Below are 19,171 nucleotides of genomic sequence, written 5' to 3' on the forward strand. Positions count from 1 at the left end.
ATGTAGTGCAGGGGTGACGGTCCGTGACGTGCGCTTCCAAACCTTGAAAAACGCGCGGCATTTTCCGTAACCTCATTTATTATAGAGAACCGTGGCTAAAGGTGCATCTATTTCAGGATTTCCAGAGTGGCTCCCCTCTGAACGTGTTGTGGAGCAGCGTGTCATCGACACGCTCCGTAATGTATTCGAGCTCAATGGCTTCATAGGCATTGAAACCCGTGCTGTTGAGCAGGGTTCCAGCCTGCTCAAGAAAGGCGAGACCAGCAAGGAGATTTACCTGCTGAGCCGTCTTCAGGAGGTCGGACACGAGTCCGACACTCCGATTGAGGATCGTCTTGGTCTGCACTTCGATCTGACCGTTCCGCTGAGCCGTTATGTCGTCGAACATTCCGGCGATCTGGCGTTCCCGTTCAAACGTTGGCAGATTCAGAAGGTCTGGCGTGGCGAACGCCCGCAGGAAGGACGTTTCCGCGAGTTCGTGCAGGCCGACATCGACGTGATCGGCAATGGCGATCTGCCCGACCATTACGAGGTCGAATTGCCGTTGGTCATGGTGTCCGCATTGGAACGTCTGCGCAAGTTCGGTCTGCCGAAGGCCACCGTGCATGCGAACAACCGCAAACTCTCCGAAGGCTTCTACCGTGGTTTGGGCCTTACGGATATCGAAGGCGTGCTGCGTGAGATCGACAAGCTCGACAAGATCGGCGCCGATGAGGTGGCCAAGCTGCTCGTCGAAGGCTGCGGCGCCGACGAAGCCCAGGCCCGTGCCTGCCTCGAACTGGCCGAGCTGACCGCCGCCGACGGCAAGGAACTGTCCGACAAGTTCGACGCATTGTGCGCCAAGCATGACATCGCGTCTGATTCCGACGCCTACGTGTTGGCACGCCAGGGACTCGACACGCTGGCGATGATCGTCGACGAGGCCGCGCGCATCCGTCCGGGCTCCGTGATCGCCGATCTGAAAATCGCCCGTGGTCTTGATTACTACACCGGTTCCGTGTATGAGACGTTCCTCGACGGCGCCGCCGCTTTGGGCTCCATCTGCTCCGGCGGCCGTTACGACAACCTCGCATCGCAGGGCAACAAGAAGTACCCGGGCGTGGGCCTGTCCATCGGCCTGTCCCGCCTGGTCTCCTACATGCTGCACACCGCGGGCGCGCACGCCAACCGTGTGTCTCCGGCATCCGTGCTCGTGGCGGTATGGAATGAAGCCGACCGCTCCGCGTCCAACCTGATCGCCAACCAGCTGCGCTCCCGTGGCATCGCGGCGGACGTGGCGCCGACCGCGGCCAAGCTCGGCAAGCAGATCAAATATGCAGACAAGCTCGGCATCCCGTACGTCTGGTTCCCGGCCGACGCTTCCGAAGAGGGCGCCCAGGACGAAGTCAAGAACATCATCACAGGAGACCAGCGGCCGGCTGACGCACAGTCGTGGGAGCCGGATACTGTGTATGCCCAGCAAACCGTTACCGTTGAAGCCTGAAATCGCAAGACTTCGCAACATACAAGAGGATAAGGAATAGGGGAAGCATGAGCCAGACGGCTTACAGAACACATCATGCAACCGAAGTGACCGAACAGCTCGTCGGTCAGAAGGTGACGCTCGCCGGTTGGGTCGATCGTCGCCGCGACCACGGTGGCGTGGCCTTCATCGATCTTCGCGACAACACCGGTCTGGTGCAGGTCGTCATCTATGACGAGGAGATGGCCCGTCCGCTGCGCTCCGAATTCGTGATCCAGGTCGTCGGCGAGGTTCGTCTGCGTCCGGACGGCAACGAGAACGAGCATCTGGCCACCGGCAAGATCGAAGTCGTGGCCGAAAGCATCGAAGTGCTGGCCAAGTCCGATGCTCTGCCGTTCCAGGTCTCCACCGCTCTTGAGAACGAGTCCGAGAACAAGCTGCCGGGCGAGGACGTGCGTTTGAAGTACCGTTACCTCGACCTGCGTCGTCCGTCCATGCAGCGCAATCTGAAGCTGCGCGCCCAGATGTCGAAGGCCGCCCGCCATGCGCTGGAGGAAATGGGCTTCGAGGAGATCGAAACCCCGACCATGATCAAGTCCACGCCGGAAGGCGCCCGTGACTTCGTCGTGCCGGCCCGTCTGGTGCCGGGTTCCTGGTACGCTCTGCCGCAGTCCCCGCAGCTGCTCAAGCAGCTGCTCATGGTCTCCGGCGTCGAGCGTTACTACCAGCTGGCCCGCTGCTATCGTGACGAGGACTTCCGCGCCGACCGCCAGCCGGAATTCACCCAGCTCGACATGGAGATGGCCTTCGTGGACCAGGAGGACGTGATGGCCATGGCCGAAAAGGTCATCGCCGCCATCTGGAAGTCCGCCGGCTACGACATCAAGCTGCCGATCCAGCGCATCACCTGGCAGGACGCCATGGACAAGTACGGTTCCGACAAGCCGGATCTGCGTTTCGGCAATCCGCTGATCGAACTGACCGATTACTTCAAGAACACGCCGTTCCGCGTGTTCCAGGCCCCATACGTCGGCGCGGTGCTCTTCAAGGGTGGCGCGGCCACGCCTCGCCGTCAGTTCGACGCATGGCAGGATTGGGCCAAGCAGCGTGGCGCCAAGGGCCTCGCCTATGTGGTGTTCGCCGAGAACGGCGAACTCAAGGGCCCCGTCGCCAAGAACCTGTCCGAAGAGGAACGCAACGGTCTGAAGGAAGCCGTCGGCGCCGAAGACGGCGACGCCGTGTTCTTCGCAGCCGGTCGCCGCACCTCCTCCCAGGAACTGCTGGGCGCCGTGCGTGTCGAGCTTGCCCGCCGCGCGGGCCTGCTCAAGCCCGACGATTTCGCCTTCACTTGGGTTGTGGACTTCCCGCTGTTCAAGCCGACCGATGACCCGGACGACGACGATGTGGCAGTCGGCCACTCCAAGTGGACCTCCATGCATCACCCGTTCACCATGCCGTCCAAGGATTGGATCGACAAGTTCGACAAGGATCCGGAACACGCCATGTCCGATTCCTACGACATCGTGTGCAACGGCAACGAAATGGGCGGCGGCTCCGTGCGTATCCACCGCGACGACATTCAGGACCGTGTGCTTGACGTGCTTGGCATCACGCCGGAAGAGGCCGCAGACAAGTTCGGCTTCCTGCTTGAGGCATTCAAGTACGGCGCTCCGCCTCACGCCGGCATCGCTCTCGGCTGGGATCGTACCGCCGCAATTCTGGCTGGCGCCGACTCCATCCGCGACGTCATCGCCTTCCCGAAGGCTGGCGGCGGCCGCGATCCGCTGACCGGCGCTCCGGCTCCGATCTCCGCTGAGCAGCGCGCCGAGACCGGTGTCGATTACGATCCGGATGAGGACGAGGACTGATACGGTTTCGCCCATAGATGAATGAAAAATGTCCGAACATCAATGATGCTCGGACATTTTTTATTATTCGCGTTGTCTATTTTCCGTCGCTGTCATTATAGTGGAGCGTGTTTGATTATCCGGCAACCAGAAAGGGTTGAAGCGCGGTATGAAATCGAAAACACAGGACAAGAAGCGACTGAACGCGGTCGGCATGCGCATATGCGCGCTGTTCGCCGTGCTCGCCGTGGTCTTTGCGGCATTCATGACGACCGTTCCGCATGCGCTCGCCTCCGAAACTGGCAATCCGGCCTCGGTCAAGGGCAAGACATATAAAATCGGCACCGACACCACGTTCGCACCGTTCGAATACCGTGAGAACGGCAAGATGACCGGCATCGACATGGAGCTAATCCGAGGCATCGCCAAGGAAGAGGGCTTTAAGGTCGAGATACAGTCGCTGGGATTCAACGCCGCGTTGCAGGCCCTAAGCTCCAACCAGGTGGACGTCGTCATAGCCGGCATGTCCATCACTGACGAGCGTAAAGCCTCCTATGATTTCTCGAATCCGTATTTCCAATCCGGCATCCAGATGGCCGTCGCGGCCAACAACGACGACGTCACCGGCTATAAGGACCTCAAAGGCCGGACGGTTGTGGCGAAAACCGGCTCGGAGGGCGAATCGTACGCCAAACAGCATGCCGACAAGTACGGTTACAAGGTGACTTCCGTCGACCAATCCTCAACCATGTACGAGATGGTCAAATCCGGCAATGCCGTCGCGGTGTTCGACGATTATCCGGTACTGGCATATGGCGTATCGCAGAACAACGGTCTGAAAATCGTGACTCCGAAGGTGCCGCACGGCGAATACGGCATGGCCGTGAACAAAGGCATGAACGCAGATTTGCTGGCCGCCATCAACGATGGATTGAACAAGATGATTGCTTCGGGAGAATACGAGCGAATCGTCGCACAATATCTTGGCAAGCAAGGCGCGAAAGAGCAGGCCAAATCGATTTCCGGCATGATCACCGACAATGGCGACGACAGCGCCGAACAACAGAAGGTAGGTTTCCTCGGACTGGTCAAACAGTCGATGCCGGCATTGCTGACGGGCTTGAGGAACACGCTGCTGATCACGTTGCTTTCCTTCGCGATCGCATTGGTGCTCGGCGTCGCGTTCGGCCTGATGAAGGTTTCGGAAAGCAAAATCGCCGCAGGATTGGCCAATGTGTACATCGCGGTGTTCCGCGGCACCCCGATCCTGGTGTGGGCGTTCTTCTTCTACTTCGGCGTGCCCCAGCTCATCGGACATAGCGTGAACATCTGGGTCGCCGGCGCATTGACCTTGTCGCTCAACTCCGGCGCGTACCTGGCGGAAATCGTGCGTGGCGCAGTCCAATCGGTCGATTCCGGACAGATGGAGGGCGCACGCTCGCTGGGACTTAACCACAGGCAGGCCATGCGCCGAGTGATTCTGCCGCAGGCCAGCAAAATCGCCATGCCTTCGATCATCAACCAGCTGGTCATCATGATCAAGGACTCCTCGCTACTGCTCGCCATCGGCTTCGGTGAGCTGCTGTACCAGGCGCAGCAGCTGTACGCGGCGAACTTCCGCGTAACCGAAACGCTGCTGATCGTCGGCGTCATGTACTTCGTGGCCATCACCATCCTGACGTGGCTGGCCAACATCGTGGACAGGAAGGTGAACCGATGAACGAGAACGACGTGATCATCGACGTCAAGGATCTGCACAAAAGCTACGGGCAGACCGAGGTCATCAAAGGCGTCGACATGACCGTGCGCAAAGGCGAGGTGATCTGCATCATCGGACCGTCCGGCGCCGGCAAATCCACCATATTGCGTTGCCTGAACGGACTCGAACAGGCCACCGGCGGCAAGATCGTGGTCAACGGACACGATTTGACGGACAGCCATGTGAACATCGACCAGGTGCGCGAGCAGGTGGGCATGGTGTTCCAGCATTTCAACCTGTTCAACAACATGAGCGTGATCGACAACATCACCCTCGCACCGAAACTGGTGCATCATGAAACGGATGAGCAGGCCCGCGCGCACGCCATGGAACTGCTGAAAACCGTAGGATTGGCCGAAAAAGCCGACGCCATGCCGAAATCGCTGTCCGGCGGGCAGAAGCAGCGTGTGGCGATCGCGCGCTCGCTGGCGATGAATCCGAAGGTGATGCTGTTCGACGAGGCGACATCCGCGCTCGACCCGGAAATGGTGGGCGATGTGCTCGAAGTGATTCGCGACCTTGCCGCCAAAGGCATGACCATGGTGCTGGTGACCCATGAGATGGGCTTCGCACGCGAAGTGGCCACGAGGGTCATCTTCACCGATGCCGGCGTGATCGAGGAAGAGGGAACCCCTGACGAGATCTTCAACCATCCGAAGAGCGAACGATTGAAGACCTTCCTCTCCAAGGTGCTGTGACATTGCTCCGGCGGCGATCCGTTTGATGAATATGTTCGTCAAACGGTATGAAATGTCTCATATTCCGGACGAAATGATGTGAACGGGCAGTATAGGAAACATGAATTTCGCATTGCTTTCTTATACTGCCCTTTATGTCTGAAATGAAAGAAACCGAAGCGAAGCGTCCCATCATGCCGGACGCGGGAGCGGATAACAGGCCGCTCGTCGAACTGACCCATGTCGAGAAGCATTATGGCGATCTGCATGTGCTCAAGGACATCAACCTCACCGTACGCAAAGGCGAGGTGCTCGTCATCGTCGGACCGTCCGGCTCCGGCAAATCCACGATGTGCCGCACCATCAACCGTCTGGAAACCATCGATTCCGGCGATATCCGCATCGACGGCAAACCGCTGCCGCAGGAAGGCAAGGAACTCGCCAAACTGCGTGCGGAAGTGGGCATGGTGTTCCAATCGTTCAACCTGTTCGCCAACAAAACCATTTTGGAAAACGTGACATTGGCGCCGATCAAGGTGCGCCACATGGACAAGAAGGAAGCCGAGGACCTGGCCATGGATCTGCTGGGCCGCGTCGGCGTGGCCTCGCAGGCCTCCAAAATGCCGTCGCAGCTGTCCGGCGGCCAGCAGCAGCGTGTCGCCATCGCCCGCGCCCTCGCCATGCAGCCGAAGGTCATGCTGTTCGACGAGCCAACGTCCGCGCTCGACCCGGAAATGGTCAACGAAGTGCTTGACGTCATGGTCGAACTCGCCCACGAAGGCATGACCATGCTGTGCGTGACCCACGAGATGGGTTTCGCGCGCAAGGTGGCCGACAAGGTCGTGTTCATGGCCGACGGACAGATTCTCGAACAGAGCACGCCGGACGACTTCTTCGAACATCCGAAGACCGATCGCGCCAAGGACTTCCTGTCGAAGATCCTCACCCACTGAAGTGACGGAACATAACGACAGAAGAAGGAACCTGATATGAAACCACTTTCGATCACGGCGAAACGCATGTTGCGCAGAGCCGTCGCGGCATTCTGCGCGTGCGCGTGCGTGTTCGCGGTATCCGCATGCGGCGCGGACGAAACCGGCAAGATCCGCATCGGCATCAAATTCGACCAGCCTGGCCTGGGCTTCAAGAAGAACGGCACCTACGTCGGCTTCGACGTGGACGTGGCCAAGTACGTGGCCAAGAAACTCGGCTATTCCGAAGACGAGATCGTATGGAAGGAATCGCCGTCCAAGCAGCGTGAGGCTATGCTGCAGAACGGCGATGTCGATTACATCGTCGCATCCTATTCCATCACCGACGAACGCAAGAAGGTCGTCGATTTCGCCGGCCCGTATTTCGTGGCCGGACAGGATCTGCTGGTACGCAAGGACGAAACCGGCATTGACGGACCTAAGGATCTGAACGGCAAGCGGCTGTGCTCCATGACCGGCACCACATCCGCCGTCAACGTCAAGGAGAAGTTCGCCAAGCAGACCCAGCTGATGGAACAGCCCGGCATGGCGGAATGCGCCACCGCGTTGCTTTCCGGCATTGTGGACGCCGCCACCACCGACGACATCATTCTCGCCGGCCTCGCATCCGCCTCACGTGGACGCCTGCGCGTGGTGGGCAAGCCGTTCACCCAGGAGTATTACGGCATCGGTGTCAAGAAGGGCAACACCGAGCTGAAGAACAAAATCAACAACGCCATCACCGATATGATTCAGGACGGTTCTTGGCAAAGGGCCATTTCCGACAACACCAGGGGAGTGGCCTACACGCCGAACGCCAAGTACAATCCGCCGGTGCCGAATGGAAAGGGGAATAAGTGATGGACGGATTCCTCGCGTTGTTCAGCCAATACAACATTCCCGGCGCGTTTCTGGTGAACATCGAGCTGACCCTGTGGTCGGCGTTGTTCTCCACGATTCTGGGCGTCATCCTCGTGATGATGCGCATTTCTCCGATCGCCTCGCTCCGTACGGTTTCCGGTGCCTACGTCGAACTGTTCAAGAACCTGCCGCTGACCATCATCATGGTGTTCATGGTGCTGGGTGCGTACGCGCAGCTGAAGTTCAGCTTCTCCGACACGTTCGCCACCAACTTCTTCTGGCTGGCCGTGACGGGCCTGAGCCTGTACACCGCGGCTTTCGTATGTGAATCGCTGCGCTCCGGCATCAACACCGTGCCGCTTGGTCAAGCCGAGGCCGCCCGCGCGTTGGGCCTGAACTTCATGCAGGCCGCCACTCAGATCATCCTGCCGCAGGCGTTCCGCGGTTCCGTGGCACCGTTGGGCAACACGCTGATCGCATTGCTGAAAAACTCCACCGTCGCGGCGGCGGCATCCGTGGCCACCGAAACCTCGACGATGATGAGCGAAATGATCGAATACCACGCCGACCAAATCGTACCGATCTTCCTGATCTTCGCCTTCGGCTATGTGGTTCTGATCATTCCGATCGGCATGCTGACCACGTATCTGTCCAACAAGCTCGCGGTGAGGAGGTGACGCGACATGGCAAGCAATGAAAGCGCGGTGCTGTTCGACCAGCCTGGTCCGAAGGGCCGCAAAACCATCCGTATCGTCAATTGGATCGCAGGCATCATCTTCGCGGTGGTGGTCGTGCTGATCCTCATGCGTCTGCACAATCCGCCGGACGGCGAGAACCAGCTGAGCTGGGAACTGTGGAAACCGGCGCTTGACGCCGAAGCATGGACCGACTTCTATCTGCCGGGACTGTGGGCCACGATCCGCGCGTCCGTACTGGCCGTGGTCGGAGCCGTGGTGTTCGGCCTGGTCTTTGGTGTGGGCCGACTGCTGCCGAGCCTGCTGATCCGTACCATTTCCGGCGCGATCGTGGAATTCGCACGAGCCGTCCCCGTTCTGCTGCTCATGATCTTCTTCTGGCGCTGGTTCGCCTTCGCAGGTCTGCCCAGCCCCGCGTATTGGGCGGTGGTGCTCGCGCTTGTGATCTACAACGGATCCGTGGTGGCCGAGCTGGTGCGTTCCGGCGTGGGCAACCTGCCGAACGGCCAGCGTGAGGCCTCGCTCGCCTTGGGATTGACCCGCACGCAGTCGCTGTTGCAGATCGAAGTGCCGCAGGCCATCTACGCCATGCTGCCGGCGGCCGTGACCCAGCTGGTCGTCGTGTTGAAGGACACCGCGCTCGGCTCGATCATCATGTACACTGACCTGCTGCAGGAATCACGTCGACTCGGCTCCATGTATTTCAACATCCTACAGACGCTGGTGGTGGCCGCGGTCGTCTATTTCATCGTCTGCTGGCTGCTAAGCAGGCTGGCCGAATGGCTGCCGTCGCGCATGCAGCAGCATACGGCTGCACCGGCCGAACCGGAACCGGTCGCGCCGATCGCCATCATGGATCCGTCGAACGTGAACCAGATCGCCGTGGCCAAGGAAGGCGTGCCGCTGGGTGGCGCGCAGCGTGTCTACCATGTGCACCATCGCGGCACCAACGCGTCCATCCACCAGTGGCGTCAGACCAGGTACGCCCAAGGCTTCGATGAGACGCATCCGGAAAGCCAGGTCAAATTCGACAAGAATGGACATCCGATCAAGGACAATCCGTTCAAGACGAAGGGCGATGGCAAGGACAAGTCCGAAGCCGACGAATAGCACCGGTATCGCATAACACGCGTAGGGGTCGTTTTTCCGCGAAATACGGGGAAGCGGCCCCTTTCGTGTCTACGATGGACTGCACGCATGTGGTCCGTACCAAGCAGGGAGGCTTGACATGGCGGATAAAACCAAGGATGCGAAAAAAGACGACGCCAGAATGTCGTCGATCGCGAAAACGCTGAACAAAGTGGAAGATCGGCTGGAAAAAAGCGAGAATTGCGATTCCGTCGCCGAAGGATTGGCGAACGCCGCCAAAGCGAGCGAACTACTGAGCTCGGTATGGACGTTGCCGCCGACCCAGCTATTGCGATTCCATCACGACACGAAGGTATCGGACATGGATGGCGATTCCACTCCTGGTTTTGACGGCAACAAGGATGATGCCGAACGATTCATATCCATCAGCTCGTCGGAGATCGCCCGTTACCAGCGGCTTATGTACGCCAATGGCGTGAAAGGCTCGCATCGGCGACTGCTGATCGTGCTGCAAGGCATGGACGCGGCGGGCAAAGGCGGCATCGTACGACATGTGTTCAGCCAAGGCGACCCGATGGGCATGCACTATCACGGGTTCGGCGCGCCGAAAGGCGAAGAACTGGACCATGACTATCTGTGGCGCATCAAACGCGAGCTGCCGAACAACGGATGGATCTCCATCTTCGACCGGTCCCATTACGAGGACATCGTCATGCCGCGCATCTACAAAACGCAGCCGGAAGAAGTGTGGCAGGCACGGTACGACGAAATCAACCGATTCGAATCGCAATTGACGGCCGACGGATGCGCCATCATCAAAATCTTCCTCGTGGTCAGCAAAGACGAGCAGAAACGCCACTTCCTGAGCCGTCTCGATGATCCGACCAAATGCTGGAAGTTCGATCCGAGCGACCTTGAGGCGCGCGCCCGCTGGGACGACTACATGGCTGCATGGCAGGATGTGTTCCTGCGCACCAGCACCGAGCAGGCGCCGTGGTATCTGGTGCCTGCCGACAATCGTTGGTATTCGAGGGCCGTCGTCTCCGAGCTGCTGCGCAACACGCTCAAGAACATGAACATGATCTGGCCGCCGCTCGAAGTCGACGCCGACGAGATGCGCCGTCAGTTGGACACGCTGTAGTCGAAGAAGACAACCTCGCCGCTGGATTGTGTGGTGTCCAGGTCGACGGTTCCGGTGATGGCCCAATCGTGGTCGCCATCGGAATCGTCGATGATCTGCCGCACCTTCCAGGAATGCTCGCTGTTCTCCTTGCTTTCGTTGAGGATGAACAGCTCGCCGCTGCGTGCCTTCGCGTCGATGTTGACGTATTCGTGCTCGTCGTAGTAATCGTCGAGCGTGTCTTCCCATTCGTGCACGCCGTAACCCCAGTCCTTGTCGAGCGCGCCGAGCTCGTCCGGCTTGTCGAGGTCCATGAGCTGCACGCGGCGGAACATGGCGTTGCGTACCAATACGGTGAGTCCGCGACGGTCCTCCACCACGGCCTGCTTCGCGCCGGGCGCGGCGAGGTTGGCGGCCGCCTCGGACGCGTCGGTGTCCGTTCCCGCGTTCTCCCACTCGTCCACCAGCGAGGAATCGATGGAACGGACCACCACACGCAGCCAGGAGATGATGTCGTCGAGCTGTTCGTCGCGCTTCTCCTGCGGAACGGTACGCGCCAGCGCACGGTAGGCGTCGGACAGGTAACGCAGCAACGTGCCTTCGGAACGGGCGATGTTGTAGCGGGCGATGTAGCCGGTGAAATCGGAAGCGGTCTCCACCATGTCGCGCACCACGGATTTCGGGCTCAGCCAATAGTCGTTCGCCCACGGAACATCATGGCGGTATTCATCGAACGCGGCCTGCAGCATATCCTCCAACGGCTTCGGATAGGTGATCTCCTGAAGCCTGTCCATACGCTCGTCATAGTCGAGGCCATCCTCTTTCATGCGGATCATCGCCTCGTCGCGCGCCTGACGTTCCTGCGCGCGCAGCACCTGCTTCGGGTCCTCCAACGTGGCCTCAACCATGGATATCACATCCAACGCATACGTGTCCGACTCCGGGTCGAGCAGTTCCAACGCGGCCAGCAGGAACGGGCTTAGCGGCTGATCGAGGGCGAAATCGTCCGGCATGTCCACGGTCATGAAATAATCCTTGCCGCCATCGTCACGGTCTTCGGTCTCGATGACGTTCGTGTCGAACAAGGTCTGGAAGATCTCGTCCGCGCGGGCGTGCAGGCGCTCCTTCTGCTCCGGAGTCTGCGCCGAATCGTCGATAAGCCGGTCGATGCGGTAGCGGGCGTCGCCGCCCTGCTCCACCTCGTTCAACACCATGGAATGGGTGATCTTCATATGCGGCACCAGTGTTTCCGGAGCCGCGTCGATAAGCTTGTCGAACGTGTTCTCGTTCCACGTTACGAAACCTTCAGGAGCCTTCTTGCGCTTGACCTTCTTCAGTTTCTTCGGATCGTTGCCTGCCTTGGCCAGAGCCTTGGCGTTCTCGATTTCGAATTCGGGGGCTTCGGCTATGACCAGACCCTCCGTGTCGAAGCCCATGCGTCCGGCGCGTCCTGCGATCTGATGGAACTCGCGGGCGCGCAGCTTGCGCATCTTCGTGCCGTCGAACTTGGTCAACGCGGTCAATACCACGGAATGAATCGGCACATTGATACCGACACCAAGCGTGTCGGTGCCGCAGATCACTGGCAGCAGTCCCTGCTGGGCGAGCTGCTCCACCAGACGACGATAGCGGGGGAGCATGCCGGCATGGTGGATGCCGATGCCGGTACGCAACAGACGCTGCAGGATCTTGCCGAACGCGGTGGTGAACTTCGTGCCCTTGATGGCTTCCGCGATCGCGGCGCGCTGCTCCTTGCTGGACACGCCCGTGCTGGCCAGCGCGTTGGCGGTCTCCAACGCGGCATCCTGAGAGAAATGCACCACGTAAATCGGCGTCTCGCCCTTGCCGAACGCCAATTCCACCGTCTTCTCCAACGGGTCGAGTGTGTATTCGTACGTCAACGGTACGGGACGTGGCGCATCGGCGATGATATCCACGTCGGTGTCCGTCATGTCCTCAAGCTTGTCGGCGATTGCGTCGACATTGCCCAGCGTCGCGCTCATCAATAGGAACTGCGTATCCGGCAGCGTAAGCAGCGGCACCTGCCAAGCCCAGCCGCGCTCGGGATCGCCGTAATAGTGGAACTCGTCCATCGCCACGCAGCCGACATCGGCGTGGCGGCCCTCGCGCAACGCCTGATTGGCGAGGATCTCCGCGGTGCAGCAGATGATCGGCGCATCCGCGTTGATATGCGTGTCGCCGGTGATCATGCCGACGTTCTCGCGGCCGAAAACTTCAACCAAGTCGAAGAACTTCTCAGACACCAGAGCCTTGATCGGAGCCGTGTAATAGGAACGGCGGCCCGTGCACAACGCGGCGAAATGCATGCCGAGTGCCACCAGCGACTTGCCCGAACCGGTCGGAGTGTTCAAAATGACATGGTCGCCGGCCAGCAGATCCATGATGGCCTCCTCCTGATGTGGCCACGGTTCCACGCCTTTGACGTCCTCCACCCAGGTGAAGAAACGCTCATAGATCTCATCCGTGTCGATGTTGCGCTCGCCCTCGTCCCAATTCGGCGCCAACGCGCCCAGCGAGCCATAATTCGTATCGTCTGCCATGCTTGCCAGTCTACCGGTTGGGGCGAACGCATGCATCGAACGTGTGTTCGAATTGTTGGGTGTGTTGCGGTACAGTGGAAAGCATGACTGACGATTTGTTTGCCGCGATGGACGCGCCGGATGATGTGACGCGCCCGCTTGCCGTACGCATGCGCCCAGCGAGCATCGACGATGTGGTGGGGCAATCACGGGTATTGGGGGAGGGGTCGCCATTGCGCAGACTCGCCAACCCCGCTTCGAAAGGCTCGCTCACCGCACCGAGCTCCATCATCCTGTTCGGACCTCCCGGAGTCGGCAAAACCACCCTCGCCTATATCGTCGCCAAACAGTCCGGCCGTGTCTTCGAGGAACTGTCCGCGGTCACCTCCGGCGTCAAGGACGTGCGTGACGTGCTCAAACGCGCGCACGAACGTCTCGTCTCCGAAGGCAAGGAAACGGTGTTGTTCATCGACGAGGTGCACCGCTTCTCCAAATCGCAGCAGGATGCGTTGCTGCCCAGTGTGGAAAACCGCGACGTCACCTTCATCGCGGCCACCACGGAAAACCCAAGCTTCTCCGTCATCAAGCCGCTGCTCAGCCGATCCGTGGTCGTCAAACTCGAATCGCTGGAACCGGACGATCTGAAAACGCTGATCAATCGCGCCATCGCAAGCGAACACGGCCTTGACAACGAAATCAGAATCACCGACGAGGCTGTGGATGAGATCATCCGCATGGCCGGCGGCGACGCACGTAAGACACTGACCATCCTCGAAGCCGCGGCCGGCGCGCTCACTGGTGACAAAGAACGCAAAAAAGGCGCGAAACGGCCCATCATCACGCCTGATGTGGTGTCGAAGGTCATGGACGTGGCCACCGTGCGTTACGACAAGGACGGAGACGACCACTACGACGTCATCTCGGCGTTCATCAAATCCATGCGAGGCTCCGATCCGGACGCCACCATGCATTATCTGGCCCGCATGCTGCGCGCGGGGGAAGACCCGCGCTTCATCGCACGACGCATCATGATCGCCGCATCCGAGGAAGTCGGCATGGCCGCCCCGCAGGTCCTGCAAGTCACCGTAGCCGCGGCGCAGGCAGTGGCCATGATCGGCATGCCCGAAGCGCGCATCATTCTTGCCGAAGCGGCGCTCGCCGTCGCCACCGCGCCCAAATCCAACGCCAGCTACAACGCCATCAACGCGGCGCTCGCCGACGTGGACGCGGGGCTTATCGGCCAAGTGCCGCTGCATCTGCGCAATGCGCCGACCGCGCTGATGAAAAGCTGGGGCAACCACGAAGGCTACCGGTACGCGCACGATTGGCCGGGCGCGGTGGCGCCGCAGCAGTACATGCCTGACGAATTGCAGGGGCGCGAGTATTACCATCCGAACGACCGCGGTTACGAGCATGAGGTCAAGCCGAGATTGGAGCGGATTCGGAAGATTCTGCACGAAGAGGACGATAACGGTGACGGCCGTTCCGGCCAGCGCAATGCCTGATGTTCGTTTCCTGCAGGCATTGGGTCAGGGGTTCCGCTAAAATTCTTCGCTGGGGTTGACGCCTGCTTGCTTTGCAAGGCCCATGCGTCAATCGCGGCGTCGCACATGGCCGCAGGAAAAAGTGCGCGGAAAGTGATTATGAAAGAACGGAATACAACGCTCGAAACCACCGACCATAACAATCGGAACAATAGCGAAAACATCAAGGAAACGCCGGACGAACGCATTCCCGGCAAACTCATCGGCGCCATCGTGGCGGTCGGCTCGCTCGCCTTCATCGGCATCCTCACCGAAACCGTGATGACGGTGCTGTTCCCACAGCTCATGCGGGAATTCAACGTGAACACTGCTACTGTGCAGTGGATCACCACCATCTACCTGCTGACGGTCGCAGCCACCATGCCGCTGTCGTCGTATCTTAACCGCAAATTCAAGCATCGCGTCCTGTTCCTCGCCGCGGTGGCGCTTGCGGTGCTTGGCTCGCTGACCATGATCTTCGGCCATGCGTTCCCGGTGATTCTAGTAGCCCGCATCATCCAGGGCATCGGCTCCGGCGTGGCCACACCGCTGATGATGAACATCATTCTCGAACAGTCCCCACGCAGCAAGGTCGGACGACTGATGGGCGTCGGTTCGCTCGTCATCACCGTGGCGCCCGCCATCGGCCCGACCGTGGGTGGCGCGGTGTCGAGCATTCTGCCATGGCGTGCGATTTTCGTCATTGTCATTCCCGTGATTCTGCTGATTTCGCTGCCTGTCGGCCTCAAATGCATCGAACAGCACCGTCCGACGGAAGAGGCGCATCTGAATCCGCTGCAGTTCGCGGCGATTGTGCTGGCGTTGTGCGGTCTAGTGATGTTCCTGAACCAGGCGGGCGTGGCTGTTGCCGCCGCCGTTTCGGGTGGTGTGGCTACAGCGCCGGCGATTTTCGCAGTGATCAGCCTGATCGTCGGCTTGGGATCGCTTTTCTTCTTCGGATGGTCGTCCCGTCGTTCCTTCTCGCCGCTGATTCGCTTGGGATGGCTGCGTGATCCGATGGTGCTGCTGCATCTGATCGCCTACATGCTGCTGCCAATCGTCGGCATCGGCTTCGGCTATGTGATCACCAATCTTGCCCAGCTTTCCCTGGGAACGAACGCGTTCCTGGCAGGCGCGCTGGTGCTGCCGGGCGCGTTGATCGGCGCTTTCTTCGCACCGATCGGCGGCACGCTGTACGACCGTTTCGGCCCTGTCCGCCCGATTCTGGGCGCGTTCTTCCTGGCGATCTGCGGCCCGATCCTGCTGCTGGTCTTCTCCATGCGGCTGACGCCGGCCACGCTTGCCGGTTTCTACTTCATCTTCGGACTTGGCTATGCGCTTGGCTTCTCCAACATCATGACCAATGCGTTGCGCAGCATTGCGCCGCAATTCATGCCGGATGGCAACGCCGTGTTCAACACCTGCCTGCAGTTCGGTGGCGCAGCCGGAACCGCGCTGTTCTCCACGGTGCTGTCCGTGGCCCAGGCCGGCGCTGGCAAGGAAGGAACCGAGGCATTCAGCCATGCCACGGCGGTTGGCGGCAGTTGGACGTTCACCGTCATGATCGTGATTGTCGCCGTTGCAATCTGCTGCCTGATTACCGCCTTCCGCATCGGCGCGAAACGCGAATAACCGTGTTTTCGCCGTCGACTTCTCCACTGTGGGCGCAATTTTGTTCCCCGTCGCTTCGAAGCGGTAGGCTGTGAAACTATAGAGAACACTGGAAAAGGAGACAAGGTGAGCAACCTTAGTGCACCCCTGCCCGTCATGGCTGGCGAAGACATGCCGGCAGGACCCACCGATCCGATTTTCAACCGCCTGCTCAAGGACCGCATCATCTGGATGGGTGAGGAAGTCAAGGACGAGATGGCCAACCGCATTTGCGCGCAGATGTTGATGCTGGCCGCCGAGGATCCGAAAAAGGATATCTGGCTGTACATCAATTCCCCGGGCGGCTCCATCACCGCGGGCATGGCCATCTACGATACCATGCAGCTCATCGAGCCGGACGTGGCCACCGTGGGCTTGGGCATGTGCGCATCCATGGGCCAGTTCCTGCTGAGCTCCGGTACCAAGGGCAAGCGCTTCCTGACCTCGCATGCGCGTGTGCTGATGCATCAGCCGTCCGGCGGCATCGGCGGCACCGCCACTGACGTGCGCATCAACGCCGAGCTGATCATGGACATGAAAAAGACCATGAGCGAGTTGACCGCCGAGCAGACTGGGCACACCGTCGAGGAAATCTACCGCGACAACGAGTACGACCACTGGTTCACCGCCCAAGAAGCGTTGGAGTACGGCTTTGTGGACAAGCTCGTTTCCACCCACGACACGATGAGCGCCACCAAGGGAGAGTGACCATGGCAAGCGAAGAAGCACAGTTTGTAGCCCGCGCCGAACGTCTGGCCGGACCGACCGGTGTGGTCGGCTTCCAGAGGGCTGCGGCGCGTGAGGCCGCGTTCGCACCGCAGAACCGTTACGTTCTGCCGCAGTTCGAGGAAAAGACCCCGTACGGATACAAGAGGCAGGATCCGTACACCCGCCTGTTCGAGGATCGCATCATCTTCATGGGCGTGCAGGTGGACGACACCTCCGCCGATGACATCATGGCCCAGCTGCTGGTTTTGGAAAGCCAGGATCCGAACCGTGACGTGATGATGTACATCAATTCGCCGGGCGGTTCCATGACGGCCATGACCGCCATCTACGACACCATGCAGTACATCAAGCCGGACGTGCAGACCGTATGCCTCGGCCAGGCCGCCTCGGCCGCGGCCATCCTGCTGGCCGCCGGCGCCAAAGGCAAACGTCTGATGCTGCCGAACGCCCGCGTGCTCATCCACCAGCCGGCCATCGACCAGGGCTTCGGCAAGGCCACGGAGATTGAAATCCAGGCCAAGGAGATGCTGCGTATGCGTGAATGGCTGGAGAACACGCTGGCCAAGCATACCGGTCGTGACATCGAGAAGATCCGCAAGGACATCGAAGTGGACACGTTCCTGACGGCCCAGGAGGCCAAGGAATACGGCATCGTTGACGAGGTGCTGGAACATCGCAGCTGAGCCTGCGGTGGAATGATATCTTCACAAATGCAATACCCCTGCCGGGTCGCGGCAGGGGTATTGTGTTTTCTAAACGGCAGATATGTGAAACGAAGAGGTTGCGAATGGGACGCGTGGTCAGCTACAACGATGCGGTGCCGAGATGCACGTTCTGCGGCAAGTCCGAGAGCCAGGTGCGCAAACTGGTCACCGGTTCGGGCGCGGCCATCTGCGACGAATGCATCGAATTGTGCGTGGACATCATTTCCGAGGAACGGGACAAGGACGCCCAGCTCAATATCCTGCAACTGCCCAAGCCGGCACAGATCAGTGCCTACCTCGACAATCACGTCATAGGCCAGGAGTCCGCCAAAAAGACACTTTCAGTGGCGGTGTACAACCATTACAAGCGCGTCAACATGGAAATGCGCGAGTCGTCGCGAATCGGCAAGGAACGGATGCATGGACATGACGATTCGTTCGAGGGTGTGCAAGTGGCGAAATCGAACATCCTGCTACTCGGGCCGACCGGCGTGGGCAAAACATATCTTGCGCAGACGCTGGCCCATGTGATGAACGTGCCGTTCGTCATAGCGGACGCCACCACGCTCACCGAGGCAGGATATGTGGGCGATGACGTCGAAACCGTGCTGCAGCGCCTCATCCAGGCTGCTGACGGGGATGTGGCGCGTGCGCAGCAGGGCATCGTATATATCGACGAAATCGACAAGATCGCCCGTAAAAGCGGCGAAAACACCTCCATCACGCGTGACGTGTCCGGCGAGGGCGTGCAGCAGGCGCTGCTCAAGATCCTTGAAGGCACCGTCGCCTCCGTGCCGGTGGAAGGGACCCGCAAGCATCGTGAAATGGAAACCGTGCAGATCGACACCCGCGACATACTGTTCATCTGCGGTGGCGCGTTCGTGGGACTCGCCGACATCGTGGCGCAACGGTTGGGCGCCAGGGAAAGCGGTTTCGGTGCGGCCTGGCATGACCATGAGGTTCCCAAGCGTGAGCTGCTTGCGCAGGTCTCCGCCGATGATCTGGCTGATTTCGGATTATTGCCGGAGTTCATCGGACGTCTGCCGGTAGTCAGCGTGCTTGAGGAACTTACCGAAGACGATTTGGCCCGAATCCTCGTCGAACCGGAAAACGCGCTGGTCAAGCAGTACCAGAAGCTATTCGCCGTCGATGGGGTGACGTTGACCTTTACCGAAGGGGCGATACGGCAGATTGCGGCGACGTCGATTCGGCGGGGTACGGGCGCACGTGGATTGCGTTCGATTATTGAGAAGACGCTGGAGGACACCATGTTCCGTCTTCCCAGCATGGAAGGCGTCGAAGAGGTGGTCGTCGACGAAGCCGCCGTCACCGGATCGGGCACTCCGAAACTATTCAAGGTGTCGACGCAGAAAATTCCTCGTCTACGTGAGGCGTAAGGCCGAAAACTCCTGCGACACGCCGAGATTTTGCCTGGAGTTCATTTGGGTGTATCTTATTCGAGTTGCCGAAAACAAGACAACGTTGCGCGAGTAGCCCAGCGGATTAGAGCAGCTGACTACGGATCAGCAGGTCGCAGGTTCGAA

The 19,171-nt window shown here is 59.9% G+C and carries 15 protein-coding genes; 14 read left to right on the plus strand and 1 reads right to left on the minus strand.

Annotation, left to right across the window (positions count from 1 at the left end; genetic code table 11):
- Positions 1-91: 91 nt before the first annotated feature.
- From hisS to Q5H33_RS04375, 9 genes are all read left to right on the plus strand, one after another.
- Positions 92-1,483 carry a histidine--tRNA ligase gene (gene hisS, locus Q5H33_RS04335; RefSeq protein WP_302423219.1) on the plus strand — a complete coding sequence of 464 codons (1,392 nt, stop codon included), beginning with the start codon at positions 92-94 and terminating at the stop codon, positions 1,481-1,483.
- A gap of 47 nt (positions 1,484-1,530) precedes the next feature.
- Positions 1,531-3,330, plus strand: a complete 1,800-nt coding sequence (gene aspS / locus Q5H33_RS04340) for an aspartate--tRNA ligase (protein ID WP_003808714.1) — start codon at positions 1,531-1,533, stop codon at positions 3,328-3,330.
- A 148-nt stretch (positions 3,331-3,478) separates the two neighbouring features.
- Complete coding sequence (locus Q5H33_RS04345; protein ID WP_033499166.1) at positions 3,479-5,029, plus strand: ABC transporter substrate-binding protein/permease; 1,551 nt, start codon at positions 3,479-3,481, stop codon at positions 5,027-5,029.
- Complete coding sequence (locus Q5H33_RS04350; RefSeq protein WP_003808719.1) at positions 5,026-5,766, plus strand: amino acid ABC transporter ATP-binding protein; 741 nt, start codon at positions 5,026-5,028, stop codon at positions 5,764-5,766. The genes Q5H33_RS04345 and Q5H33_RS04350 overlap by 4 nt, the downstream gene beginning before the upstream one ends.
- 134 nt (positions 5,767-5,900) lie before the next feature.
- Positions 5,901-6,698, plus strand: coding sequence for an amino acid ABC transporter ATP-binding protein (locus tag Q5H33_RS04355; protein WP_038444306.1), 798 nt, complete (start codon positions 5,901-5,903; stop codon positions 6,696-6,698).
- Between the two features lie 66 nt (positions 6,699-6,764).
- Positions 6,765-7,577: a glutamate ABC transporter substrate-binding protein gene (locus tag Q5H33_RS04360; RefSeq protein WP_011743019.1), complete on the plus strand. Its 813-nt coding sequence runs from the start codon at positions 6,765-6,767 to the stop codon at positions 7,575-7,577.
- On the plus strand, positions 7,577-8,254 hold the full coding sequence (locus Q5H33_RS04365; RefSeq protein ID WP_011743020.1) for an amino acid ABC transporter permease: 678 nt from the start codon (positions 7,577-7,579) through the stop codon (positions 8,252-8,254). The genes Q5H33_RS04360 and Q5H33_RS04365 overlap by 1 nt, the downstream gene beginning before the upstream one ends.
- Positions 8,255-8,260: 6 nt before the next feature.
- Complete coding sequence (locus tag Q5H33_RS04370) at positions 8,261-9,382, plus strand: amino acid ABC transporter permease (protein ID WP_117838771.1); 1,122 nt, start codon at positions 8,261-8,263, stop codon at positions 9,380-9,382.
- Positions 9,383-9,542: 160 nt separating this feature from the next.
- Positions 9,543-10,502: a PPK2 family polyphosphate kinase gene (locus tag Q5H33_RS04375; RefSeq protein WP_302423238.1), complete on the plus strand. Its 960-nt coding sequence runs from the start codon at positions 9,543-9,545 to the stop codon at positions 10,500-10,502.
- Here Q5H33_RS04375 and Q5H33_RS04380 read toward each other — a convergent pair.
- Positions 10,484-13,042: an RNA helicase gene (locus tag Q5H33_RS04380; protein ID WP_302423221.1), complete on the minus strand. Its 2,559-nt coding sequence runs from the start codon at positions 13,040-13,042 to the stop codon at positions 10,484-10,486. The genes Q5H33_RS04375 and Q5H33_RS04380 overlap by 19 nt on opposite strands.
- Before the next feature lie 83 nt (positions 13,043-13,125).
- Between Q5H33_RS04380 and Q5H33_RS04385 the strand changes: the two genes are divergently transcribed.
- The 5 genes from Q5H33_RS04385 to clpX all read left to right on the plus strand — a co-directional run bounded on the left by Q5H33_RS04385 (position 13,126) and on the right by clpX (position 19,024).
- Positions 13,126-14,526 (plus strand): replication-associated recombination protein A, encoded by a 1,401-nt coding sequence (locus tag Q5H33_RS04385; protein ID WP_003808733.1) that lies wholly within the window; start codon positions 13,126-13,128, stop codon positions 14,524-14,526.
- A 138-nt stretch (positions 14,527-14,664) separates the two neighbouring features.
- A complete protein-coding gene (locus tag Q5H33_RS04390; protein ID WP_227561439.1) occupies positions 14,665-16,176 on the plus strand; it encodes an MDR family MFS transporter in 1,512 nt (503 codons plus the stop codon).
- A 105-nt stretch (positions 16,177-16,281) separates the two neighbouring features.
- Positions 16,282-16,902 (plus strand): ATP-dependent Clp protease proteolytic subunit, encoded by a 621-nt coding sequence (locus Q5H33_RS04395; protein WP_011743024.1) that lies wholly within the window; start codon positions 16,282-16,284, stop codon positions 16,900-16,902.
- A gap of 2 nt (positions 16,903-16,904) precedes the next feature.
- Positions 16,905-17,606: an ATP-dependent Clp protease proteolytic subunit gene (locus Q5H33_RS04400; RefSeq protein WP_003808740.1), complete on the plus strand. Its 702-nt coding sequence runs from the start codon at positions 16,905-16,907 to the stop codon at positions 17,604-17,606.
- Between the two features lie 104 nt (positions 17,607-17,710).
- Entirely contained in the window at positions 17,711-19,024 is a 1,314-nt protein-coding gene (gene clpX / locus Q5H33_RS04405) for an ATP-dependent Clp protease ATP-binding subunit ClpX (protein ID WP_033499160.1), read from the plus strand.
- Positions 19,025-19,171: the final 147 nt, after the last annotated feature.

It is taken from the genome of uncultured Bifidobacterium sp. (assembly GCF_959020145.1).
Classification (GTDB): domain Bacteria; phylum Actinomycetota; class Actinomycetes; order Actinomycetales; family Bifidobacteriaceae; genus Bifidobacterium.

Bases quoted from the DNA above. Each gene is read 5' to 3' on its own strand.
- aspS (WP_003808714.1), top strand. From the start codon at position 1,531: ATGAGCCAGACGGCTTACAGAACACATCATGCAACCGAAGTGACCGAA.
- Q5H33_RS04345 (WP_033499166.1), top strand. From the start codon at position 3,479: ATGAAATCGAAAACACAGGACAAGAAGCGACTGAACGCGGTCGGCATG.
- Q5H33_RS04350 (WP_003808719.1), top strand. From the start codon at position 5,026: ATGAACGAGAACGACGTGATCATCGACGTCAAGGATCTGCACAAAAGC.
- Q5H33_RS04355 (WP_038444306.1), top strand. From the start codon at position 5,901: ATGTCTGAAATGAAAGAAACCGAAGCGAAGCGTCCCATCATGCCGGAC.
- Q5H33_RS04360 (WP_011743019.1), top strand. From the start codon at position 6,765: ATGTTGCGCAGAGCCGTCGCGGCATTCTGCGCGTGCGCGTGCGTGTTC.
- Q5H33_RS04365 (WP_011743020.1), top strand. From the start codon at position 7,577: ATGGACGGATTCCTCGCGTTGTTCAGCCAATACAACATTCCCGGCGCG.
- Q5H33_RS04370 (WP_117838771.1), top strand. From the start codon at position 8,261: ATGGCAAGCAATGAAAGCGCGGTGCTGTTCGACCAGCCTGGTCCGAAG.
- Q5H33_RS04375 (WP_302423238.1), top strand. From the start codon at position 9,543: ATGTCGTCGATCGCGAAAACGCTGAACAAAGTGGAAGATCGGCTGGAA.
- Q5H33_RS04380 (WP_302423221.1), bottom strand. From the start codon at position 13,042: ATGGCAGACGATACGAATTATGGCTCGCTGGGCGCGTTGGCGCCGAAT.
- Q5H33_RS04385 (WP_003808733.1), top strand. From the start codon at position 13,126: ATGACTGACGATTTGTTTGCCGCGATGGACGCGCCGGATGATGTGACG.
- Q5H33_RS04390 (WP_227561439.1), top strand. From the start codon at position 14,665: ATGAAAGAACGGAATACAACGCTCGAAACCACCGACCATAACAATCGG.
- Q5H33_RS04400 (WP_003808740.1), top strand. From the start codon at position 16,905: ATGGCAAGCGAAGAAGCACAGTTTGTAGCCCGCGCCGAACGTCTGGCC.
- clpX (WP_033499160.1), top strand. From the start codon at position 17,711: ATGGGACGCGTGGTCAGCTACAACGATGCGGTGCCGAGATGCACGTTC.